This window comes from Kitasatospora sp. NPDC032150 (assembly GCF_055579945.1).
On sequence record NZ_JBVIMH010000011.1, the window covers coordinates 100,389 to 121,987 of the forward strand.

Consider the following 21,599-nt stretch of genomic DNA (forward strand, 5'->3'; position numbering starts at 1 on the left):
TACGGCAGTACCGACCTCGACCTGGTCCGGCAGTTGGTCCGGCTCACGGAGCAGGGGGCCGAGGCGGCGACCGCCGACGCCCCGGCAGGTCCGGCCGCGGTGTACGAGCAACTGCTCACCCGGTACGCCGAGGCCAACGCCCGTCAGCTCAGTCTACCCCGCCCGAGGCCGCCCGCCTCCTCGCCGACCTGGCGGCACCGGGGCCGGCGGAGCAGCCCACGAGCGTGCTCGACCCCGCCTGCGGCCTCGGCGCGCTGCTGCTCGCCCTGCCGCCCGCCGTCACCCGGTACGGCCAGGAGCTCGACCCCGTGCTCACCGCGCTGGCCCTGCTCCGTCTCGCCCTGCGCGCGCCGGACGGCGGCGCGTCCAGGCGGGCGGACCGCTGGACGGCGTCGCGCTCGGTCGGCAGATCCACGTGCTGCGGCCGGAACCCGCGCTGCTGGACGCCGAGTTCCTGGCCGGACAACTGCGCTCGACCGCCGTCGTCCGACGGGCCGCGAGCCATGCCTCCATCACGGCCCGCCTGGACATCCGCCGGGCCGAACTGCCCCGCCTCCCGATCGACCGCCAGCGCGAACTCGGCGCCGCCCACCGCCGCATCGCCGCCTTCGACGCTGCCCTCGGCCAGGCCGCCGCGCTCGCCCACCAGCTCGCCCAGGGCCTCACCGACGGTCTCGCGGGCGGCGCTCTGGCGGTCGGCTGGACGCCGGCCTGGACACCGATCCCGAACCGGTCTTCGAACTGCGCGAGCGGATCGGCCTGTTGGCGGCAGCGGCGGGCGAGGTCGAGGCGGCGTGGCAGGGGCTGCTGCAGCTGCTCTTCGACCGTGAGCGGCGGCTCGGACCGCACCACCCCGATGTCAGGCGCCTGCGGCAGAGCCTGGACCAGCTGAACGCCCGTCGCACCGGGACCGGTCCGCTCGCGCCGGCCGCCGCGCCCGCGCCGGGTGCCGTCGATCCCCGTACGGCGGGGCGGCCGACACCCGCCACGTTCCCCGGGGCCGGCGGCCGCTGAACCGGGCCGGCGGTCGCTGAACGGCTGTCCGGTTGATCCGGCCTACCCCGTTCGGCCCAAGGTCTGGGCAAGGCGTCGCGCCGCTCCCTATTGTCTGTACCTGCCAGGAGAACCATCGGACACCGCACCAGCCACACCGTCCCCCGCGCCTCGGGCCCGGGGTCCCTGCCCGGGAGGCCACACGTGATCCGCACCAACTCCGTCCAGCGCCACACCCGTACGGCTACCGGCGCCATCGGCGTCCTGATCGCCGCGGCCACCCTCACCGCCTGCGGCTCCGGCCCGGCACGCCAGGGGGCGGCGGCCGTGGTCGACGGGCAGCGGATCACCATCGCCACCGTCGAGGCCAAGGTGTCCGCGCTGCGGGACGAGGTCGCGGCCCAGGGCGGCGGGCCGCGCACCGAACGCGCCGGGCTGACCAAGCGTGCGGTGTCCGACCTGGTCCTCAACCGAGTCGTCGACCGCGCCCTGGCCGATCGCCGGCTCGACGTCACCGCGGCCGAGATCACGCAGGCGCGGGACTCCGACGCGAAGCTGCTCGGCGGAGAGGGCGAACTCCGGCGGGAACTGCTCCTCAAGCAGGGCGTCGCCGACGAGGACACCGACGCCTTCTACCGCCAGCAGCTCGGTATCCACAAGCTGGCCGCCGCCGACGGCAAGGACGCCCGCACGGCCGAGGGCGACGCGATCGTCCGCAAGGCCCTGGTCGAAGCCGGTACCGAACTCAAGGTCGTGGTCAACCCCCGCTACGGTGCCTGGGACCCGCGCCAGGTCGCCCTGGTCGACGCCCCCGCGGACTGGCTCCCGCAGCGCACCGCCGCCAGCTGAAACAGTCGGGCACCCGGCCCGCGGGCTTCCCCGCCGCCCGCCCGGTGGCCCGGGGAGATATCGGCGGTGCCCGAGGGCGGCCAGCAGGTAGGTTCGGAGCGTGGACGACACTGCGAAGCTGATTCTGCTCACCACCACCCACCGGGTCGCCCCCGGCCTGCTGTCCTGGCCGGCCTGGGAGGTCCTGCGCGGGGCCGCCCGGGTGCTGGCCGCCGATCAGGCACACCCGCAGCTGCCCGCCCTGCGCCAGGCCGGGGTCGAGGTGGAGCTGGTCGAGCGGGCCAGCGCCCCGGCGCTGGCCCGGCTGCTGGCCGAAGCCGCCCCGGCCGTCTGGCTCGGCAGCCCGGACGGTGACCCGGGCCTGACCGACGCGCTCGCCCGGATTGCGGTGGAGGAGGCGGGGAAGGCGCCGGAGATCGAGGTCCTCCCCGGTTCGTACGACCTCCCCGGCGCCCGGCTGCTCGACCTGGTCTCGGTGATGGACCGCCTGCGCTCGCCCGGCGGCTGCCCCTGGGACGCCGAGCAGACCCACGCCTCCCTGGTGAAGTACCTGGTGGAGGAGGCGTTCGAACTGGTCGAGGCGATCGAGGAGGGCGACCGGGAGACGCTGCGCGAGGAGCTCGGGGACGTGCTGCTCCAGGTGTTCTTCCACTCCCGGATCGCCGAGGAGCACCCCGAGGACGCGTTCACCATCGACGACGTGGCCGGGGACATCGTGGAGAAGCTGATGTACCGCCACCCGCACGTCTTCGGGGACGTCGAGGCGGGCGGCACGGAGCAGGTCGAGGCCAACTGGGAGCAGCTCAAGGCGGCCGAGAAGCAGCGTGAGTCGGTCCTGGACGGGGTGCCCGCCGGGCTGCCCGCGCTGGCGTACGCGGCCAAGCTGGTCTCCCGGGTCCGCCGGGCCGGCTTCACCGGGGTACCGGACGAGCCCTACGAGCTGCCCGCCGAGCTCACCCCCGAGTCGGCGGGAGCACTGCTGCTCGCCGTCGTCCAGCGGGCCCACGACGCCGGTGTCGACGTGGACGCGGCCCTCCGCGCGGCCGCCCGCGCCTACCGCGCGGCCGTGCGCACCGTCGAGGGGCTGCCCGCCGACTGACGGGCTGCCCGGCCGGGCAGCACCGAGGGGGCGCGCTGCTCCGTGCCCGTTCCGCTCGCCGCCCTCGGCGAGGGGCCCAGACGGCCGGCAGGGTCAGGCCGACTGGGGCTGGTCCATGTGGTGCCGCTGCGGCGGGACGACCTCGCTGATGGCGTCGCCGACCAGGGCGAGCAGCTCGGCCAGCGGGTCGAGGTGGTCAGGCAGTTCGGCGAGGGAGACGATCCGCTCGCCGTCGGGGCCCGCGATGCAGAACAGGTCGATCGAGCCGAGGTGCTTCGCGGCGGTGTCCACCAGCGCCGCGACGTCGCTGGGCTGGTGGATGTCGCTGGACACGCCGACCACCGGGCAGCCGGGCCGGTCCAGTTCGGCGGCGAGGTCCTCGGCGACACCGGCGTGCAGGTCCGCGACCATGATTCCGGCGGCGCCCGCGGCGGCGAACCGGCGGGCCAGACCGTCTCCGGACCCACCGTCGAGTACCGCGATGACCACCACTGCCCCGGCTACCCGCATGGCCTGCTCCTCCTTGAGCCGCTCCCCGTGGACGGCCCCGCACTGCCATCCATCAGAGTCATTGCGGAGGATCGTAGGCACTGCTCGACCCTCCGCGACACTCATTACCCGGCAGGTGACCAGGCTCACTCCTGCACGGGCGGGGGAGTCCGCCGCGCAGCGGCGCAATCCGGACGTCACGACCCTGTCAGCTACGCGCCGTCCGCCGACAGCCCCTCCTTCCCCCTGTCCGCCCCCTATCCGCGATCCGCGCGCCCCCGGGGCCGTGGGGCGCCGTCACGGAGCCGCCGGCCGCCCGCGTGGAGCCGGCCGCCCGTCGCCGGATACCGTCGAGACATGCCGGAAACGCCCGACTCCACCCCGCAGCCCGAGCTCTTCACCTGGGAGTTCGCCGCCGACCCCTACCCCGCGTACGCCTGGCTGCGCGAGCACAGCCCGGTGCACCGCACCACGCTGCCGAGCGGGGTGGAGGCCTGGCTGGTCACCCGGTACGCGGACGCCCGGCAGGCGCTGGCGGACGGCAGACTGTCCAAAAACCCCGCCCACCACAGCGAGCAGGCGCACCGCAGCGGCCGGGTCGGGATCCCGGGGGAGCGGCAGGCCGACCTGATGACCCACCTGCTGAACATCGACCCGCCGGACCACACCCGACTGCGCCGGCTGGTGTCGAAGGCGTTCACCCCGCGCCGGGTGGCCGAGTTCGAGCCGAGGGTGCAGCAGCTGACGGACCGGCTGATCGACGGCTTCGCCGCACGCGGTTCGGCCGACCTGATCCACGAGTTCGCCTTTCCGCTCCCCATCTACGCGATCTGCGACCTGCTGGGCGTCCCGCCGGAGGACCAGGACGACTTCCGGGACTGGGCCGGCATGATGATCCGCCACCACGGCGGCCAACGCGGCGGCGTGGGCCGGGCGGTGAAGCGGATGCGCTCGTACCTGGCCGAGTTGATCCACCGCAAGCGGGCCGACCTCGGCGACGACCTGATCTCCGGCCTGATCCGGGCCAGTGACCACGGCGAGCACCTCACCGAGAACGAGGCCGCCGCGATGGCCTTCATCCTCCTCTTCGCAGGCTTCGAGACCACCGTCAACCTGATCGGCAACGGTCTGTACGCGCTGCTGCGCGACCCGGGGCAGCGCGCGCTGCTGCAGGAGTCCGTGGCACGCGGCGAGAAGGAGCTGCTGGCCACCGGGGTGGAGGAACTGCTGCGCTACGACGGGCCGGTGGAGCTGGCCACCTGGCGGTTCGCGACCAGTCCGCTGACCATCGGCGGGGTGGAGATCCCGGTCGGCGACCCGGTGCTGGTGGTGCTGGCGGCCGCGGACCGCGACCCGGCCAGGTTCGCTGCGGAGAACACGCTCGATCTGGCCCGGAAGGACAACCCGCACCTGGGATTCGGACACGGCATCCACTACTGCATCGGCGCTCCGCTGGCCCGGCTGGAAGGCCAGATCGCGCTGGCGACCCTGCTGACCCGGCTGCCCGACCTGACCCTTGCCGCCGACCCCGCAGAACTGCGCTGGCGCGGTGGTCTGATCATGCGTGGCCTGCGCGAACTCCCGGTTTCCTTTACCGCGCGACAGGGCTGATCTTCCCCGTAATCCGGAAGTCATTCTCGGGATTTCGGTGAGATGTGCCACATGGTCCGCGCCGCCTTCCGGACACCCGGCAAGCCGGGCGTGTCGGGCTGACGGCGTGTCGGATGTGTCCTGATTCGCCGATCTGTGAATGCGCATCAAACCGGACAAATCTGCATCGTCTGTAAGCACATATAAACACAACGTAATTCCCGTGTGATGTACGGGATATGAGCTTGTGATTGGTGCGACGGTATGCGTAGTCTCCGATGAGTTCGCTGCTGCGAACCCCGTTGCGCGGAACGCCAAACCTTGCCCATCGCGCCTCGGGACACCGACCAGAACCCTTGGGCAAGGGCGGGGGACCCAGGTTTCGTCGCCGTTCCCACGGCTTGGGGTGAAGCCGCGTCGGCAGGGCAGGAAGCGTTCCTGTCCCGCTCGCCGCGGCCGGGCCAACCTCCCGGTCCGAACCCGACAGCTCACCTCGCAGGCGTGCGGAGAGGACACCTTCATGCTGTTCACCGGTTCGGGCCGTCATCGTCGCAAGACCCAGGCCGAGAAGGCCATCGCCGCCGCCGGTGTGGCCGGCGTCGGTCTCGCGCTGCCGCTGCTCACCGCCACCGGCGCACACGCCGCCTCCGTGCCGACCTGGGACAAGGTCGCCGACTGCGAGAGCGGCGGCGACTGGAGCATCAACACCGGCAATGGCTTCTACGGCGGACTCCAGTTCACCTCCAGCACCTGGAAGGCCTACGGCGGCGGCCAGTACGCGAGTCAGGCCAACCAGGCGAGCAAGGGCCAGCAGATCGCGATCGCCGAGAAGGTCCTCGCCTCGCAGGGGCCCGGCGCCTGGCCGGTCTGCTCCGTCAAGGCGGGTCTGTCCAGGGGTGGTTCGGCCGCCGACGTGGACACCGGCAGCCACACCCGCAGCTCCGGCTCGGGCTCCTCGGGCTCCTCGGGCTCCTCGAGCTCCTCGGGCAGCAAGAGCAGCACCAAGAGCTACAAGAGCCAGTCCTCCCAGGACGCTTCGCGCACGGCCGCCACTCCGTCCTTCCCGGGCAAGGCCGGCTACGACGCCGAGTCGGGCAAGTACTGGTACCAGAAGAGCGGCGGCTGGTACTGGACCAGCCACCAGAGCATCTACGAGCAGTTCGCGGGCGGCGCCGCCGAGAAGGCCCCGGCGCAGAGCCCGGTGTCCGCCGCGGCCACCACGCAGAGCGCCGCCACCGGCGACTACACCGTCAAGGAGGGTGACACGCTGTCGGGCATCGCCCGGGCCCAGCACCTCTCCGGTGGCTGGCAGCACCTCTACGACGCCAACCGCGCCACCATCGGCGGCGACGCCAACCTGATCCTCCCCGGCCAGGTGCTGAAGCTGGGCTGACCCCAGGTGGCATGAGGGGCCGTTTCCGCCGCCGTCGCGGAAACGGCCCCACTTGTCGTGCTTGTGGTCATTCAGGTGAACTACCGACTGGTAGAGCGGCCACACGCTGAGACGGAGCCAAGGGCAGCGTGGCCCGGAGGCCCGGTGCGGTTAGGCTCTGGTCGTAACGACTCCGCAATCGTCCGCAGACTGCACCCCCTGTCCGTAGGACCTGCTTCCGCTAGGAGATGCCTCGTGCCGTCCATTGATGTCGTCGTAGCCCGTGAGATTCTCGACTCGCGCGGCAACCCCACGGTCGAGGTCGAGGTCGGCCTCGACGACGGCAGCACCGGTCGTGCCGCTGTCCCGTCCGGCGCCTCCACCGGCGCCTTCGAGGCCCTGGAGCTTCGTGACGGCGACAAGAACCGCTACTTCGGCAAGGGCGTGGAGAAGGCCGTCCTCGCCGTCATCGAGCAGATCGGCCCGGAGCTGGTCGGTTACGACGCCACCGAGCAGCGCCTGATCGACCAGGCCATGCTCGACCTGGACGCCACCCCGGACAAGTCCTCGCTCGGTGCCAACGCGATCCTGGGCGTCTCCCTCGCCGTGGCGCACGCCGCCTCCGAGGCCAGCGACCTGCCGCTGTTCCGCTACCTCGGCGGCCCGAACGCGCACGTGCTGCCGGTTCCGATGATGAACATCCTCAACGGCGGTTCGCACGCCGACTCCAACGTCGACATCCAGGAGTTCATGATCGCGCCGATCGGCGCCGAGTCGTTCTCCGAGGCCGTCCGCTGGGGCGTCGAGGTCTACCACACCCTCAAGGCCGTGCTGAAGGAGCGCGGCCTGTCCACCGGCCTGGGCGACGAGGGCGGCTTCGCCCCGAACCTGGACTCCAACCGCGAGGCCCTGGACCTCATCACCGAGGCCATCAAGAAGGCCGGCTACACCCCGGGCAAGGACATCGCCCTGGCCCTGGACGTCGCCGCCACCGAGTTCTACAAGGACGGCGCCTACCAGTTCGAGGGCAAGGCGCTCTCCTCCGCCGAGCTGATCGACTACTACGCCGACCTGGTCGCCAACTACCCGCTGGTCTCCATCGAGGACCCGCTGAACGAGGAGGACTGGGACGGCTGGAAGGCGATGACCGACAAGCTGGGCGACAAGGTGCAGCTGGTCGGTGACGACCTGTTCGTCACCAACCCGGCCCGCCTGGCCAAGGGCATCGAGACCGGCACCGCCAACGCGCTGCTGGTGAAGGTCAACCAGATCGGGTCGCTGACCGAGACCCTGGACGCCGTCGAGCTGGCCCAGCGCAACGGCTACCGCTGCATGATGTCGCACCGCTCCGGTGAGACCGAGGACGTCACCATCGCCGACCTGGCCGTCGCCACCAACTGCGGCCAGATCAAGACCGGTGCCCCGGCCCGCTCCGAGCGCGTCGCCAAGTACAACCAGCTGCTGCGCATCGAGGAGATCCTCGACGACGCCGCCGAGTACGCGGGCCGTTCGGCCTTCCCGCGCTTCCGCGCCGCGGAGTAGCAGGCACAGTACGCACGAGGGCTGGTCAGCGACGGCTGACACCTGCGTCCGACCGGATGAGGTCTGACACGGACGGCTCGTGATCGGTGCCCCGCCACCCGACCCCGTAGGGTTGGGCGGCGGGGCACCGGCGCGCGGTGCCGACGGGAGGGGTACATGGCGAGGTGGAAGATCCCCGGGATCGCCGGGCGGCCACGGTTCACCAGCAGGGCCACGGTGCTCGTCCTGGTGCTCTGCTCGCTGGTGGCGATCCTCGCGTACCCCACCCGCCAGTTCATCGCGCAGCGCTCGGAGATCAACGCACAGCGCGCCAAGGCCGAGCGCGCCACCCAGCAGGTCGAGCAGCTCCGCAAGGAGCGGGCCCGCTGGCAGGACCCGGAGTACGTGAAGGCGCAGGCCCGCGAGCGGCTGCACTACGCACTGCCGGGTGAGACGCCGTTCGTGTCGGTCGACCCGAGTCCGCCCGCCACCGCACGGCCCGCACCGGGCGCGGTGGCAGCCGGCCCGGCCGCCAGGTCCGCCGTGCCCTGGTACACCAATGTTTGGGACTCGGTCGCGCTGGCCGACGCACCTGCCGCGGCCGACGCGGCTCCCAGCGCCGCCCCGTCCACTGCCCCCGTACCCGCCACCCGCTAGAGACAGCACCTCCATGACCTCTGAGAACCCTCCCGTTTCCGACACCGACATCGCCGCCATCGCGGCCCAGCTCGGCCGAGTGCCGCGCGGTCTGCGCGCGGTCGCGCACCGCTGCCCCTGCGGCAACCCGGACGTGGTCGAGACGGCACCCCGGCTGCCGGACGGCACGCCCTTCCCGACCCTGTACTACCTGACCTGCCCCAAGGCCGCCTCGCTGATCGGGACCCTGGAGGCGGACGGCGTGATGAAGGAGCAGACCGCCCGGCTCGCCGAGGACCCGGAGCTGGCCGCCGCCTACCGACACGCGCACGAGGACTACATCGCCCGCCGGGACGCCATCGAGGTGCTCGAGGGCTTCCCGAGCGCGGGCGGAATGCCGGACCGGGTGAAGTGCCTGCACGTGCTGGTCGGCCACTCGCTGGCGGCCGGGCCCGGCGTCAACCCGCTCGGCGACGAGGCGCTCGGCATGCTGGAGGACTGGTGGGCCAAGGGCCCGTGCGTGAGCGCGGCCGAACTCGCCGAGAGCGCGGCCGAGGTGGCCGAGCAGCGGGCCAGGACCGAGGACAACGCCGCCGTCATCGCCGCCAAGGAGCAGAAGGCCGCCGAGCGCGCCGCGAAGAAGCGCAAGGCAGAGGAGGAGAGCGAATGACCGCCACCCGGGTCGCCGCGATCGACTGCGGTACCAACTCGATCCGTCTGCTGATCGCCGACCTCGACCCCGAGACCGGCGCGATCGCCGACCGCGACCGGCGGATGATCATCAACCGGCTCGGCCAGGGCGTGGACAAGACCGGCCGGCTGGCACCCGAGGCGCTGGAGCGCACCTTCGCCGCCTGCCGCGAGTACGCGGCGGTCATCGCCGAGCACGGGGTCGGACCGGACCGGATCCGGATGGTCGCCACCAGCGCCTCCCGGGACGCTGAGAACGCCGAGGAGTTCCGCAAGGGCGTCCGGGAGATCCTGGGCGTCGAGCCCAGGGTGGTCAGTGGCGAGGAGGAGGCGCACCTCTCCTTCATCGGCGCCACCAAGGAGCTGACCGGCGGCGCCTTCGAGCCCCCGTACCTGGTCTTCGACCTGGGCGGCGGCTCCACCGAGTTCGTGCTGGGCCACGAGGACGTCGAGGCGGCCCGCTCGGTGAACATCGGCTGCGTCCGGATCACCGAGCGGCACTTCGCGGGCACCGAGCTGCCGACGCTGGGTCAGATCTCCGCAGCCCAGGCCGACATCCGGGCCGCGCTGGACCAGGCCGCCGAGGTGGTCCCGCTGGACCGGGCGGCCACCCTGGTCGGCCTCGCGGGCACGGTCACCACGGTGGCCGGCATCGCGCTCGGCCTGCCGGAGTACGACTCCGCCGCCATCCACCACTCGCGGCTGTCGGTCGAGGCCGTCCGCGAGGTGACCGGCCGCCTGCTGAGCTCCAGCCACGAGCAGCGCGCCGCCATCCCGGTCATGCACCCGGGCCGGGTGGACGTGATCGCGGCCGGCGCCCTGGTGCTGCTGGAGATCATGGAGCGGACGGGCGCCGCCGAGGTGGTCGTCAGCGAGCACGACATCCTGGACGGCATCGCCTGGAGCATCGCCTGACCGCGGTCGGTCCAAGCCGGTCCCGGGGCGCCCTCGGCGGCCCGGGGCCGGTCGCCGGCAGGGGCACCGGGAAAACCTTCGTGAATTTCTTCACATGAAGATCCAGTCTTTCGTCGCACTTTGCTGCCCGCTACGTCCGTTATGGGGGACCGAAGGTCGACTCGCTGACCGGCTCGTTGGACCGCAGGTGGGGTTCCCGGCTGGCCGGTGAATTCGAAATGGCGCGCGGGAACCCCCGCGTCACCAGGATCGTTGCTGCTCAGGAGCGCCGTCCGCGTTCCGGTGCTCACCGCGGACCGCGCGGGGTCGTGAATGCGCGTCAGGCCCGGCCGGACGTGGCCGCGTAGTGTAGCAGACAGTGTCCAGCGCAATGTGACGGGGCTCACGAAAGGCCCGTCGGGCGGTGCTGGATACTTTCCGATATGAGCACCACGGAGCGTCCTCGCATCCTCATTGTCGGCGGTGGTTACGTCGGCCTGTATGCCGCGATGCGCATCCTCAAGAAGATGCGCTACGGAGAGGCGACCGTCACGGTCGTCGACCCGCGGTCGTACATGACGTACCTGCCCTTCCTCCCGGAGGCGGCCGGCGGCAACGTCGCGCCTCGCAACCTCGTCGCGCCGCTGCGCACGGCCCTGAAGAAGGCGGAGGTGCTCACCGGTTCCGTTACCGGTGTGGACCACGCCCGCAAGGTCGCCACCATCCAGCCCGCGGCCGGCGACTCCTACGAGCTGCCCTTCGACTACCTGGTCGTGGCCACCGGCTCGGTCTCCCGCACCTTCCCGATCCCGGGTCTCGCCGAGCACGGCATCGGCATGAAGACGGTCGAGGAGGCCATCAGCCTCCGCAACCACGTCATGTCGCAGCTCGACAAGGCCGAGTCCACCACGGACGAGGCGGTCCGCCGCAAGGCGCTGACCTTCGTCGTCATCGGCGGTGGCTTCGCCGGCGTCGAGACGATCGCCGAGATCGAGGACATGGCCCGCGACGCGGCCAAGATCTACAAGACCGTCAGCCGCGACGACATGCGCTTCATCATGGTGGAGGCGGCCAACCGCATCCTCCCCGAGGTGGGCCCGGACCTCGGCCTGTGGACCAAGGAGAAGCTCGAGGAGCGCAACATCGAGGTCTTCATCGAGACCTCGATGGACTCCTGCGTCGACCAGCACGTGGTGCTGAAGAACGGCGTCGAGGTCGACGCCTCCACCATCGTGTGGACGGCGGGCGTCAAGCCCAACCCGGTCCTGGCCAACTTCGGCCTGCCGCTCGGCCCGCGCGGCCACGTGGACACCGCGCCGACCCTGCAGGTCCAGGGCTTCGACTACGTCTGGTCCGCCGGCGACAACGCCCAGGTGCCGGACCTCGCCGCCGGCGAGGGCGCCTGGTGCCCGCCGAACGCGCAGCACGCGTGCCGCCAGGCCGTCGTCCTCGGTGACAACGTGGTGGCCGGCATGCGGGGCTTCCCGCAGAAGGAGTACAAGCACAAGAACCTGGGTGCGGTCGCCGGTCTCGGCCTGCACAAGGGTGTGGCGATCCTCTTCGGCAAGTACAAGCTGAAGGGCCGCCCGGCCTGGTGGTTCCACCGCCTGTACCACGGCGCCATGGTCCCGACCATGAACCGCAAGATCCGGGTCTTCACCGACTGGACGCTGGCGATGTTCCTGAAGCGCGAGACGGTCGGCCTGGCCGAGATGGAGAAGCCGTTCAGCGCCTTCCAGGAGGCAGCAGGCCCCGCCCCCAAGCCCGTCGAGGCCGCCAAGCCGGCCGAGAAGGAACTCGCGAGCAGCAAGTAAGCGACCAGATCCGGGCGGAGGAGTAGCCCGGGTACGAGTCGGAGGCCCTCCGCCCGGCGGTGTCGCCGGACCACGACCTCCGTGGTGCTCAGCCGGCCGTGCGACCGGGCGGAGTACAGAAGTACCGAGAAGGCCCCTGCCGGAACCCTCCGGCAGGGGCCTTCCCCTGTGTGCGCGCGGGCCGGGGCGGGCGGGGAGCGGCTCCGGAACTCGCTCGGCTGGTCTGCTGCTTGGTGCTCGTCGCTTGCCGCCCGGCACTTGGCGCTTGTTGCCTGCCGCTTGTCGCTAGGTGCTCGGCGCTCGCCGCCTGCGGCGCCGGTGCGCCCACCAGCTCGCTGCGGGGTGCGTCAGCCGGTCCGGCCGGGTGGCCGGTGGCGTGCGGAGACAACGGGAATGCCCCCCGCCGAACCCTTCGGCGGGGGGCATTCCCGTTGTCCAGCGGACCGTCAGTCGGTCTTGATGCTCTCCAGGATGTTCAGCTTGGACGCCTGGCGGGCGGGCCACAGGGCGGCGAAGAGGCCGACCAGTCCGGCCAGGGCCAGGAAGAGCAGCAGCTCGCCGTAGGGGATCACGGTGCTGAGGGTCGGCAGGCTGGAGATCAGGGTGCGGTTGATCGCCCAGGCGGCGAAGGTGCCGAGTGCGACGCCGATCACCGCGCCGAAGAGCGAGATCACCACCGACTCCAGCCGGACCATCCGCTTGATGCCGCGGCGGTCCAGACCGATCGCACGCAGCATGCCGATCTCACGCTTGCGCTCGAAGACCGACATGGCCAGGGTGTTGATCACGCCGATGACCGCGATCACCACGGCCATGCCCAGCAGGCCGTACATCATGTTCAGCGCGAAGGTGAGGATCTTGTTGAACTCGTCGCGCATGTCCTGCTTGGTCTTGACCGCGACCACCGGGTTGTTGCCGGTGGCGTCCTTGATGGACTGCTTGAGGGTGGCGTTGGGGCCGTCGGTGCCCTTGACCAGGACCTCGCTGAGGTAGGGCTGCTCCACGTGCTTGGTGAGCTCGGGGTTGGCCACCAGGACCTCGGAGACCATCGCGTTGCCCTCGTACACACCGCCGACCGTGAGGGTGCCCTCGCTGCCGGGGCGGAAGTCCACCTTGACGCTGGAGCCGACCGCCAGGTTCTCCTTCTTGGCCATGTCGGAGTCGACCAGGATCTGACCCTGCTTCAGTGCCGCGGCGGAGCCGCTGACCATCTTCGGCTGGATCAGCTGCTCGAAACCGGCGGCGTCATAGCCGCGGACCGAGTGCGAGGCGCCGTTGAACTCCCAGTAGGCGCGGCCGACCGGGCTGGAGACCGCGACACCGGGGGCCTTCGCGATGGCGGCGGCCAGCTCCGGGGTCAGGTCGCCGGTGGCCAGGGTGACGTCGTAGTCGGCCTTCATGGAGCTGGTGACGGCCTTGTCCACCATGTCGGAGATCGAGGAGCCCAGCACGGTGAGGCCGGTGACCAGGGTGAGACCGATGGTGAGGGCGGCGGCCGTGGCGGCGGTGCGGCGCGGGTTGCGCACCGCGTTGCGGCGGGCCAGCTTGCCGGGCGTGCCCGCCAACTTGGCCAGCAGCGGGCCGACCAGGGCGATCACCGGGCGGGACAGCAGCGGCAGCAGGATGAAGATCCCGATGATTGCCAGTCCGAGACCGGCACCCACCGGCAGCCGGCCGGAGCTGCTCTTGGTGGCGGCGCCCATCACGACCAGGCCGAGGCCGCCGATGGTGATCACCGACCCGATGACGTTGCGGATCATCAGGCTCTTCTGGGTGGCCGGCTGGTCGCCGCTGCTCATCGCGGCCACCGGGGCGATCCGGGAGGCGCGGAGGGCGGGGAGGACGGCGGAGAGGACGGTGACCAGCACACCGACCACCAAGGTCACCACGATCGTGGTCGGCGCGATCACCAGCGGGCCGGTGGGCATCCCGGCACTGGTCGCGTGGATCAGCGACTGCATCCCGGCGCCGATGCCGATACCGGCGAGCAGGCCGGCCACCGAGGCGGCGACACCGAGGGCCAGCGCCTCGACCAGCACCGAGCGGGTGACCTGCGAGCGGCTGGCGCCGATCGCGCGGAGGAGGGCCAGCTCCTTGGTGCGCTGGGCGACCAGCATGGTGAAGGTGTTGGCGATGATGAAGATGCTGACGAACAGCGAGATGATCGCGAAGACCAGCAGCATGGTCTTCATGCCGTCGGTGCCGGCGGCGATCGCCTTGGCCTGCTCGTCGTTGAGCTGCTGACCGGTCTCGGTCTGGAAGTTGCCCTGGCCCTTGGGAAGGACGTTGCTGACCTGGTCGAGCAGCGCGGACTCGGCGGTACCGGACTTGGCCAGCACCGAGATGGAGCTGTACTGGCCGGGCGTCAGCAGCATCTTCTGCGCGCTGGCGGTGTCCAGCAGGGTGAGCGTGCCGCCGGAAGTGATCTGCGGGTCGTCGGTGGTGACGATGCCGGTCAGCTTCACGTCCAGGGCCGGGCCGTTGCTCGCGACCCGGATGGTGTCACCGACGTGGTAACCGCCCTTCTCTGCGGTCGCCTTGTCGAGCGCGACCTCCTTGGGGCCGAACGGGGCCTTGCCCTCCACCAGCGGGTAGCGGCTGTCCTTGCCGGAGGCGTCGGGCACGTAGTTGCTGCCTATTGCGCTCCAGAACTCGCCGATCAGGTTGCCGTTCTTGTCGGACACGCCGATGAAGCCGGAGACCACACCGCGCGCCTTCGCCGCGCCGGGCAGGGCGGCTATCTGCTTGACGGTGGCGTCGGTCAGCTTCTCGGTGTTCTTCGCGTCCTCCTTGTTCCGCGGGCCCATCCGGGAGCCGGCGGAGGGGTCGGTGACCAGCACGGAGACGTCGGTGTAGCTCTTGGCGAAGCTGTTCTTCATGGCCTGCCCGAGCGTGTCGGAGAAGACCAGGGTGCCGGAGACGAAAGCGGTGCCGAGCAGGATGGCGAGTGCCGTCATCAACAGGCGGCCCTTGTGGGCCAGCACATTGCGCAGTGCGGTGCGATACATGGGTTGCGTCCTGGGAGTCGGGGCGGCTACTGGCGAGGCGTCAGTTCGTCCGGCCCCTAGTTCGTCCGGCCCTTGGTGTCGAAGCGGCGCATCCGGTCCAGGACGCCGTCGGCGGTCGGAGCCATCAGCTCGTCGACGATCCGGCCGTCGGCGAGGAAGACCACGCGGTCCGCGTAGGAGGCGGCCACCGGGTCGTGGGTGACCATCACCACGGTCTGGCCCAGCTCGCGCACGGAGTTGCGCAGGAAGGAGAGGATCTCGGCACCGGAGCGGGAGTCGAGGTTGCCGGTGGGCTCGTCGGCGAAGATGATCTCCGGCTTGCTGGCCAGCGCGCGGGCGCAGGCAACACGCTGCTGCTGACCGCCGGAGAGCTGGGACGGGCGGTGCGAGAGGCGGCCGGAGAGGCCGACGGTGTCCACCACCCGGTCCAGCCAGGCATTGTCGACCTTGCGGCCGGCGATGTCCATCGGCAGCGTGATGTTCTCCAGCGCCGTCAGGGTGGGCAGCAGGTTGAACGCCTGGAAGATGAAGCCGATCTTGTCCCGGCGGAGCTTGGTCAGCTGCTTGTCCTTCAGACCCACCAGCTCGGTCTCGCCGATCATCGACGAGCCGGAGGAGACGGTGTCCAGGCCGGCCATGCAGTGCATCAGGGTGGACTTGCCGGAACCCGAGGGGCCCATGATCGCGGTGAACTCGCCCTGCGGGAAAGCCACGCTGACGTTGTCCAGGGCGACCACTCGGGTCTCGCCCTCACCGTAGACCTTGTTGAGGCCGGTGGCGCGGGCGGCCGCCTGGCCGGTGCGGACGGCGTACGCGGACGTCGTGGTCACGGGAGGACTCCTTGAGCAGTGGTCGGTCGGCCGTCGGCCAGCCGTGATGGGTTGGTGAAGCTCGGATCGGCCGGGCGCAGAGCACCGGCCGCTATTCCATGCTCGTTTAGCGATCATGGAAATTAGTCGCCCGGGGGAACGGTTGGGCGGACCGCCGCTGGTCGTACGCGGCGAACCGCGCCTCCTCCTCGGGGATGACTCCAACCCTGACGCGGCGCGGATGGCTGAATACCGGCGCAGGCTGGCCAAATCGCAGACGGTTCGTCAGATGGCAAGGAAACATGACAAATTCCGCCCCGGGAACATGCGAAAGGGGCGGCCGGGAGACTAGTCTCAGGGGTAGCCCGTTACAGGGGCGGAGGGGTGCACGCCCGGGTGGTGGAACGCAGACACGGGCAGCTTAAAACTGCTTGGCCTCCAGGCCGTGCCGGTTCGAGTCCGGCCCCGGGCACCAACTCCGTCCCCGTCGCGATTGCGAGATCCTCCTCGCGGCGTAGGTGCTTCTCTTTGCCAAGGCATTACCCTTGTGGGGCGTGGGTGGTGCCCTGCCGCCCCGGAGGGAATGAGCATGAGAAGCAGCAACCCGGTCTTCTCGCGGGAGGGGGCCTTCACCCGCGGTGCAGGATACGCGGGGTTCGGCACCGGAACCGCCCGGCAGCCGCAGGCCGGCAGCCCCTACTCCGGCGGCCCTTACGACAACAATCCGTACGCGCAGCAGCAGTACGGAGGTCAGCAGCTCACCGACGAGCAGCTGTACGAGATGTACCAGGCGCCCGAGGCCGGCCCGCTGCAGACCGGCCGGATGACCATGGACGACGTGGTGGCCAGGACGGCCCTCACGCTGCTCACCCTGGTCGCGGCCGGCTCGGCCGCCTGGTTCGTGCTTCCCGCGGAGAACTACGGCTTCGCCGTGGGCGCCGCGATGGCGGCCTTCGTGGTCGGCCTGGTGATCAGCTTCAAGCGGAGCATCAGCGCCCCGCTGGTCCTGGTCTACGCGGCACTCGAGGGCTTCTTCCTCGGAGCGATCACCAAGGCGCTGAACACCGCCCTGTCGGGCATCGCGATCCAGGCCGTGCTGGGTACGGCCGCGGTCTTCGCGGCGATGCTGATCGCCTACAAGAGCGGTCGGATCCGGGTCACCGCCCGCTACACCCGGGTCGGTACGGCGATCGCCATGGGCTTCGTGATCCTGCTCCTGGTCAACCTGGTGGCGTCGATGTTCGGCGCCGACATGGGGCTGCGCTCGGGGCCGCTGGGGATCGTGGTGGGCCTGATCGGGATCGGCCTCGGCGCGTTCTTCCTCTCGCTGGACTTCGCGGAGATCGAGGCGGGCATCCGGGGCGGTGCCCCGCAGCAGGAGTCCTGGCGGGCCGCCTTCGGGCTGACCCTCGCGCTGGTCTGGATCTACCTGGAGATGCTCCGGCTGATCGCGATCCTGCGCGGCGACGACTGACACCGGGCTCGCGAGCCGGCCGCGTCCGGGCCCCGGGGCATCCGCTCCGGGCCCCGCGGCCCTCCCGCACCGGCGCTTTGTGGACGCCCGGGTGCCCGCGCTGACGGGATAGCCTCGGAGTATGTCCGCTGAACTTCATCTGTCCGCCGACCGGAGCGCCCTGCTGGACGCCGTGGAGAGCCTGGCGGACCGCTACCGCACGATGCCGCAGAGCCGGCTGATGGGCGAGGTGCCGGGGCACCCCTCGCGGGCCGCCGCCGGGCTGGCGCTGGCCAGGGAGCTGGCCGACGCCGCGCTGGCCGCGGCCGGTGAACCGCCGCACGGGTTCCCGGACGCGGGCCCGTTCGCAGTGGGGGACCAGATCGCGGTCGCCGGGTACGAATTCGCCGAGGCGGCCGACGAGACGCAGCTGTCCGCGGCCCTGGCCGAGGTCCGGGCCGTCCTCGACCTGATCACGTAGAGCGCGGAGAACGGCGCGCGGGGCCCCGGCGAAGCCGCCCGGGCTCCCCGCGCCCGCCACACCGCCGAGGGGCCGGGTCCCGCATGCCCCGTGCGCCCGGAAGGGGCTGTTCCGCTGGCGTTGAGTCAGATGCTGGCGACCACGCGGTCGGCCAGGACGTAGACGGCGTCCTCGTCGGTGGAGAAGGTCAGGGAGTACGAGCCCGAGAAGCGGGAGCCGCCGAGGAGGCGGACGTCCTCGCCGGCCCGGACGGCGTCGATCAGGCGGTAGGTGGCCTCGCGGTCGCCGGGGGCCACGCAGAGGGTGGTGCCGTCGGCGAAGGCGTACACGTCCAGGGTGCCCAGCGGGCCGGGGCGGACGTCGGTGAGCGGTGTGCCCTCCTCGGCCAGCATGGTCAGCTTGGTGTCCGTCCACTCATGGGACGGGGCCGGGCTGGGGACGAAGTCGGGGTGCGAGGGGTGGCGGCGCGGGTCGGGAGCGGTGGTCGACTCGGTGTCGAGCAGGCCGGACTCCAGGCCGGTGGCGAGCAGGTCGGCCTCGCGGCGGGCACGGGCCTCACCGGAGTTCTCGGTGCCGCCGGGCACCGGCTGGCCGGGGACGGACTGCGCGGGGTGGCCCGGACCGCCCTTGGCACCCTCGCCATCGGGCCCCTCGTTGATGAGGTCCTCCAACGCGGAGCGCAGCGCCTCGCCGAACCCGGGATCCATGACGCCGTTGTCCGCCGCGTCCTGCGGGCCGGTCGGGCGCGGGAAGAACAGCGGCCACTCCTCGGCGGCGGTCAAGTGGGTGCCGGTGAAAGGGGAGTCGAAGATGGGGGCGTCCTCGGCCGCCTTGGCCTCCTGCTCGGCCCAGAACGCCCGTGCCTCGGCGATCTCCCGCTCCCGGTCCGCCGCCAGCGCCTCGGCTACCGCGCGGCGTATGACGGCCTCGTCAACCCCGGTGGTGGAAGCGGCGGTTGCGGCCCCTCGCTGCTCGTCCAGGCGGCGGGAGAGGCGACGTACGTGGAGCAGGACGGCGGTACACACGGCGATCAGGGTCAGCAGCAGGATGGTGTCGACGGCGCTCACGGAACGTACTCCTAGCGAGGAGTGGAACGGGGTTACACGTCCACACTGCCGTATGGGGCGCTGTTACTGCAGTGGCAGATGTCCGATTTGAGTGTGACGTGCATCCTTGTCCGGAAATCATCTCCTGGACCCGTTATACGCTGCGGAGTTGACCGATTTCGCGGTGTTCGCGAAACGCCGCTCCGGCGGCAAATGAGGGCTGGATCACACTCGGTATGTGATCCAGCCCTCAATCACCGTGCGTCACCCCGGATGGGGGGTTGACGGTCGGCCCTGCTCTCAACTGGCTCAGCTCAGGCGCTCGATGACCATCGCCATGCCCTGGCCGCCGCCGACGCACATGGTCTCCAGGCCGAACTGCTTGTCGTGCCACTGCAGGGAGTTGATCAGCGTGGTGGTGATCCGGGCGCCGGTCATGCCGAACGGGTGGCCGACGGCGATCGCGCCGCCATTGACGTTCAGTCGGTCCAGGTCGATGCCCAGGTCCCGGTAGGAGGGGATGACCTGGGCCGCGAAGGCCTCGTTGATCTCGACCAGGTCGATGTCGCCGATGCTCAGCCCGGCCCGCTTGAGGGCCTGCTTGGACGCCTCGACCGGGCCGTAGCCCATGATCTCGGGGGAGAGCGCGCTGACGCCGGTGGAGACCACCCGGGCGAGCGGGGTGATGCCGAGCTCGCGGGCCTTGGTGTCGGACATGATCACCAGTGCGGCGGCGCCGTCGTTCAGCGGGCAGCAGTTGCCGGCCGTGACGGTGCCGTCCGGGCGGAAGACCGGCTTGAGGCCCGAGACGCCCTCCATGGTGACCCCGGCGCGCGGGCCGTCGTCCTTGCTGACCACGGTGCCGTCCGGCGTGGTGACCGGGGTGATCTCGCGCTCCCAGAAGCCGGCCTTGATGGCGGCCTCGGCCAGGTTCTGCGAGCGGACGCCGAACTCGTCCTGCTCGGCCCGGGTGATGCCCTTGATGGCGGCCAGGTTCTCGGCGGTCTGACCCATGGCGATGTACGCGTCGGGGAGCAGCCCGTCCTCGCGCGGGTCGTGCCACTCTCCGCCGCCCACCTCTGCGCGGTGCGCGGTGCGGGCGACCGCCTCGTCGAAGATCGGGTTCTGGGTGTCAGGCAGACCGTCGGAGGTGCCCTTGACGCTGCGCGAGACGGTCTCGACGCCGGCCGAGATGAAGACGTCGCCCTCGCCCGCCTTGATCGCGTGGAGCGCCATCCGGGTGGTCTGCAGCGAGGAGGAGCAGTACCGGGTGATGGTGGCGCCGGGCAGGTAGTCCATGCCCATCTGCACCGCGATGATCCGGGCCAGGTTGTGGCCCTGCTCGCCGCCGGGCAGGCCGCAGCCGAGCATCAGGTCGTCGATCTGGCGCGGGTCCAGCTCGGGGACCTTGGCGAGGGCGGCGGTGATGATCTGCGCGGTGAGGTCGTCCGGTCGGACGTCCTTGAGCGAGCCCTTGAAGGCACGGCCGATCGGCGAACGGGCGGCGCTGACGATGACGGCTTCGGGCATGGTGGCTCCTCGCTGGGTGACCCTGGGCTTCGGGCGCCGCCGGACACGGCAGTGCCAAGTGGGACGCTCGGGAGGAAAGTTACCGTTAAGTAGCCCGTGCGTCACCTGGGTCCGGATGTGAGCTGGCCGACGCGGCTCACCCCGCGGCCTGCGCTCCCTCCTCCTCTGTCGGCGGCCGATCCGACTGCGCGTCCGGCGAGGTGTCCGGGGAGTCGTCGGGTGGGGCGGCCGCCGTACCAGTCTGCTGCCCGGCTCCGGGCAGGCCGAACCGCAGCCGGTGCACGACCTGCGCCCAGCGCCGTCCGATGTCCGGCAGGCCCGCCCGGTCGGCCGCCGTCACCTCGGTGCCCGAGTACCCCGCCGCCGTGGCCGCCGCCATCGCCACCGGCAGCACCGACTCGCGGCCGCCGTCGGGCCGGATCTCGTCCGGCCAGAGGTCCAGGGCCGCGCACAGCGAGGGCAGTACCGCCATCGCGGCCGTGGCGTACCCCTGGGCGGAGGGGTGGTAGCGGTCCGCGGCGAACATCTCCGGACGGGTGGCGAACTCGGGGCCGAGCAGCGAGCCCAGCGAGACGGTCCGGCCGCCGTTCTCCACCACCGCTATGGTCTGCGCGGCCGCCAGCTGCCGGGACAGCCGTCGGGCGACCCAGCGCAGCGGCGGCCGGACCGGCTTGATCGTCCCGAGGTCCGGGCAGGTGCCCACCACCACCTCGCAGCCGCCGGTGCGCAGTGCCGCCACCGCCTGGCCCAGCTGCCGTACCGAGTGGGCGGCCGAGCTGTGCCTGGTCACGTCGTTGGCGCCGACGATGATCACGGCGATGGTCGGCCGGTGCGGCAGGGCCAGTTCCACCTGTCGGGCCAGGTCCGCCGACCGCGCGCCGGACCTGGCGACGTTCAGCAGCCGCACCCGCCGCTCGGCCACCGAGGCGAGCCCGGCCGCCAGCAGTGCTCCCGGCGTCTCGTGCCCGCGCGCCACTCCGAGGCCGGCGGCGGTCGAGTCGCCGAGGAAGACCAGCACCATCGGCGGCTCGGCCGCCAGCGGATCGGCGAAGGCCGCGCCGTACACCCCGTCAGCCCTCGGCGGGTCACCTTCCAGCAGTCCGACCGCGCGCACCGCCATCCTCGTCTCGGTGAGCAGCAGGCCCACCAGGCCGACCCCGAGCAACCCGATCCCGCCTCCGCCGTACGCCGCCGCCGTGGCGATGCGGCGGGCGACCCGGGCCCGCGACTCCTGTGACCCCGACACCCCGGCCCCCTTCTGGTGGTGCTGCTCCCGGCTTCGTATCCCTGCTGGTACCCGTTGGAGTCGAGCGCTATCGGCGAAG

18 protein-coding genes, 1 tRNA gene and 1 riboswitch are annotated in these 21,599 nt (G+C 71.3%); of the genes, 13 read left to right on the forward strand and 6 right to left on the reverse strand.

The window, feature by feature from the left end; translation table 11 throughout:
• Positions 1 to 415 precede the first annotated feature (415 nt).
• The 3 genes from ACZ5ON_RS15510 (at position 416) to ACZ5ON_RS15520 (ending at position 2,941) form a co-directional block, all read left to right on the forward strand.
• On the forward strand, positions 416 to 892 hold the full coding sequence (locus ACZ5ON_RS15510) for a hypothetical protein (protein ID WP_465591536.1): 477 nt from the start codon (positions 416 to 418) through the stop codon (positions 890 to 892).
• A gap of 305 nt (positions 893 to 1,197) precedes the next feature.
• Positions 1,198 to 1,842 (forward strand): SurA N-terminal domain-containing protein, encoded by a 645-nt coding sequence (locus ACZ5ON_RS15515; RefSeq protein WP_465591539.1) that lies wholly within the window; start codon positions 1,198 to 1,200, stop codon positions 1,840 to 1,842.
• Between the two features lie 100 nt (positions 1,843 to 1,942).
• Positions 1,943 to 2,941 carry a nucleoside triphosphate pyrophosphohydrolase gene (locus ACZ5ON_RS15520; RefSeq protein ID WP_465591542.1) on the forward strand — a complete coding sequence of 333 codons (999 nt, stop codon included), beginning with the start codon at positions 1,943 to 1,945 and terminating at the stop codon, positions 2,939 to 2,941.
• A 93-nt stretch (positions 2,942 to 3,034) separates the two neighbouring features.
• Here the strand turns inward: ACZ5ON_RS15520 and ACZ5ON_RS15525 are convergent, their stop codons facing one another.
• Positions 3,035 to 3,451, reverse strand: a complete 417-nt coding sequence (locus ACZ5ON_RS15525) for an SDR family NAD(P)-dependent oxidoreductase (RefSeq protein ID WP_465591545.1) — start codon at positions 3,449 to 3,451, stop codon at positions 3,035 to 3,037.
• A 336-nt stretch (positions 3,452 to 3,787) separates the two neighbouring features.
• On the opposite strand from ACZ5ON_RS15525, the gene ACZ5ON_RS15530 reads away from it, so the two are divergent.
• The 7 genes from ACZ5ON_RS15530 to ACZ5ON_RS15560 all read left to right on the forward strand — a co-directional run bounded on the left by ACZ5ON_RS15530 (position 3,788) and on the right by ACZ5ON_RS15560 (position 11,947).
• Positions 3,788 to 5,041 carry a cytochrome P450 family protein gene (locus ACZ5ON_RS15530; RefSeq protein ID WP_465591548.1) on the forward strand — a complete coding sequence of 418 codons (1,254 nt, stop codon included), beginning with the start codon at positions 3,788 to 3,790 and terminating at the stop codon, positions 5,039 to 5,041.
• Positions 5,042 to 5,355: 314 nt separating this feature from the next.
• Positions 5,356 to 5,536: riboswitch (cyclic di-AMP (ydaO/yuaA leader) on the forward strand.
• A gap of 4 nt (positions 5,537 to 5,540) precedes the next feature.
• Positions 5,541 to 6,413: a transglycosylase family protein gene (locus tag ACZ5ON_RS15535; RefSeq protein ID WP_465591551.1), complete on the forward strand. Its 873-nt coding sequence runs from the start codon at positions 5,541 to 5,543 to the stop codon at positions 6,411 to 6,413.
• A 234-nt stretch (positions 6,414 to 6,647) separates the two neighbouring features.
• Positions 6,648 to 7,934 (forward strand): phosphopyruvate hydratase, encoded by a 1,287-nt coding sequence (eno, locus tag ACZ5ON_RS15540; RefSeq protein WP_344638722.1) that lies wholly within the window; start codon positions 6,648 to 6,650, stop codon positions 7,932 to 7,934.
• 156 nt (positions 7,935 to 8,090) lie between these two features.
• Entirely contained in the window at positions 8,091 to 8,570 is a 480-nt protein-coding gene (locus ACZ5ON_RS15545) for an FtsB family cell division protein (protein ID WP_465591558.1), read from the forward strand.
• A 13-nt stretch (positions 8,571 to 8,583) separates the two neighbouring features.
• Positions 8,584 to 9,219 (forward strand): DUF501 domain-containing protein, encoded by a 636-nt coding sequence (locus tag ACZ5ON_RS15550; protein ID WP_465591561.1) that lies wholly within the window; start codon positions 8,584 to 8,586, stop codon positions 9,217 to 9,219.
• Positions 9,216 to 10,154 carry a Ppx/GppA phosphatase family protein gene (locus ACZ5ON_RS15555; RefSeq protein ID WP_465591564.1) on the forward strand — a complete coding sequence of 313 codons (939 nt, stop codon included), beginning with the start codon at positions 9,216 to 9,218 and terminating at the stop codon, positions 10,152 to 10,154. The genes ACZ5ON_RS15550 and ACZ5ON_RS15555 overlap by 4 nt, the downstream gene beginning before the upstream one ends.
• Before the next feature lie 422 nt (positions 10,155 to 10,576).
• Entirely contained in the window at positions 10,577 to 11,947 is a 1,371-nt protein-coding gene (locus ACZ5ON_RS15560; protein WP_465591567.1) for an NAD(P)/FAD-dependent oxidoreductase, read from the forward strand.
• A 446-nt stretch (positions 11,948 to 12,393) separates the two neighbouring features.
• Here the strand turns inward: ACZ5ON_RS15560 and ACZ5ON_RS15565 are convergent, their stop codons facing one another.
• Both ACZ5ON_RS15565 and ACZ5ON_RS15570 read right to left on the reverse strand, forming a co-directional pair.
• Positions 12,394 to 14,955, reverse strand: coding sequence for an ABC transporter permease (locus ACZ5ON_RS15565; RefSeq protein ID WP_465591570.1), 2,562 nt, complete (start codon positions 14,953 to 14,955; stop codon positions 12,394 to 12,396).
• Positions 14,956 to 15,011: 56 nt separating this feature from the next.
• Positions 15,012 to 15,902: an ABC transporter ATP-binding protein gene (locus ACZ5ON_RS15570; protein WP_465591573.1), complete on the reverse strand. Its 891-nt coding sequence runs from the start codon at positions 15,900 to 15,902 to the stop codon at positions 15,012 to 15,014.
• A 252-nt stretch (positions 15,903 to 16,154) separates the two neighbouring features.
• On the opposite strand from ACZ5ON_RS15570, the gene ACZ5ON_RS15575 reads away from it, so the two are divergent.
• From ACZ5ON_RS15575 to ACZ5ON_RS15585, 3 genes are all read left to right on the forward strand, one after another.
• A tRNA-Leu gene (locus ACZ5ON_RS15575) sits at positions 16,155 to 16,239 on the forward strand.
• Positions 16,240 to 16,353: 114 nt separating this feature from the next.
• Positions 16,354 to 17,238 carry a Bax inhibitor-1/YccA family protein gene (locus ACZ5ON_RS15580; RefSeq protein WP_465591576.1) on the forward strand — a complete coding sequence of 295 codons (885 nt, stop codon included), beginning with the start codon at positions 16,354 to 16,356 and terminating at the stop codon, positions 17,236 to 17,238.
• Between the two features lie 121 nt (positions 17,239 to 17,359).
• Positions 17,360 to 17,698, forward strand: a complete 339-nt coding sequence (locus ACZ5ON_RS15585) for a hypothetical protein (RefSeq protein ID WP_465591579.1) — start codon at positions 17,360 to 17,362, stop codon at positions 17,696 to 17,698.
• Between the two features lie 125 nt (positions 17,699 to 17,823).
• On the opposite strand, the gene ACZ5ON_RS15590 is transcribed toward ACZ5ON_RS15585, so the two are convergent.
• The 3 genes from ACZ5ON_RS15590 to ACZ5ON_RS15600 all read right to left on the reverse strand — a co-directional run bounded on the left by ACZ5ON_RS15590 (position 17,824) and on the right by ACZ5ON_RS15600 (position 21,520).
• The gene (locus tag ACZ5ON_RS15590) at positions 17,824 to 18,765 is read right to left on the reverse strand and encodes a hypothetical protein (RefSeq protein WP_465591582.1); all 942 of its coding nucleotides are present in this window, start codon (positions 18,763 to 18,765) and stop codon (positions 17,824 to 17,826) included.
• A 288-nt stretch (positions 18,766 to 19,053) separates the two neighbouring features.
• Complete coding sequence (locus ACZ5ON_RS15595) at positions 19,054 to 20,274, reverse strand: acetyl-CoA C-acetyltransferase (protein ID WP_465591585.1); 1,221 nt, start codon at positions 20,272 to 20,274, stop codon at positions 19,054 to 19,056.
• A 136-nt stretch (positions 20,275 to 20,410) separates the two neighbouring features.
• Entirely contained in the window at positions 20,411 to 21,520 is a 1,110-nt protein-coding gene (locus ACZ5ON_RS15600) for an SGNH/GDSL hydrolase family protein (protein WP_465591588.1), read from the reverse strand.
• Between the last annotated feature and the right edge of the window lie 79 nt (positions 21,521 to 21,599).

Coding starts and splice junctions, on each gene's coding strand:
- ACZ5ON_RS15525 (WP_465591545.1), bottom strand. CDS start 3,451: ATGCGGGTAGCCGGGGCAGTGGTGGTCATCGCGGTACTCGACGGTGGG.
- ACZ5ON_RS15530 (WP_465591548.1), top strand. CDS start 3,788: ATGCCGGAAACGCCCGACTCCACCCCGCAGCCCGAGCTCTTCACCTGG.
- ACZ5ON_RS15535 (WP_465591551.1), top strand. CDS start 5,541: ATGCTGTTCACCGGTTCGGGCCGTCATCGTCGCAAGACCCAGGCCGAG.
- ACZ5ON_RS15545 (WP_465591558.1), top strand. CDS start 8,091: ATGGCGAGGTGGAAGATCCCCGGGATCGCCGGGCGGCCACGGTTCACC.
- ACZ5ON_RS15550 (WP_465591561.1), top strand. CDS start 8,584: ATGACCTCTGAGAACCCTCCCGTTTCCGACACCGACATCGCCGCCATC.
- ACZ5ON_RS15555 (WP_465591564.1), top strand. CDS start 9,216: ATGACCGCCACCCGGGTCGCCGCGATCGACTGCGGTACCAACTCGATC.
- ACZ5ON_RS15560 (WP_465591567.1), top strand. CDS start 10,577: ATGAGCACCACGGAGCGTCCTCGCATCCTCATTGTCGGCGGTGGTTAC.
- ACZ5ON_RS15565 (WP_465591570.1), bottom strand. CDS start 14,955: ATGTATCGCACCGCACTGCGCAATGTGCTGGCCCACAAGGGCCGCCTG.
- ACZ5ON_RS15570 (WP_465591573.1), bottom strand. CDS start 15,902: ATGATCGCTAAACGAGCATGGAATAGCGGCCGGTGCTCTGCGCCCGGC.
- ACZ5ON_RS15580 (WP_465591576.1), top strand. CDS start 16,354: ATGAGAAGCAGCAACCCGGTCTTCTCGCGGGAGGGGGCCTTCACCCGC.
- ACZ5ON_RS15585 (WP_465591579.1), top strand. CDS start 17,360: ATGTCCGCTGAACTTCATCTGTCCGCCGACCGGAGCGCCCTGCTGGAC.
- ACZ5ON_RS15595 (WP_465591585.1), bottom strand. CDS start 20,274: ATGCCCGAAGCCGTCATCGTCAGCGCCGCCCGTTCGCCGATCGGCCGT.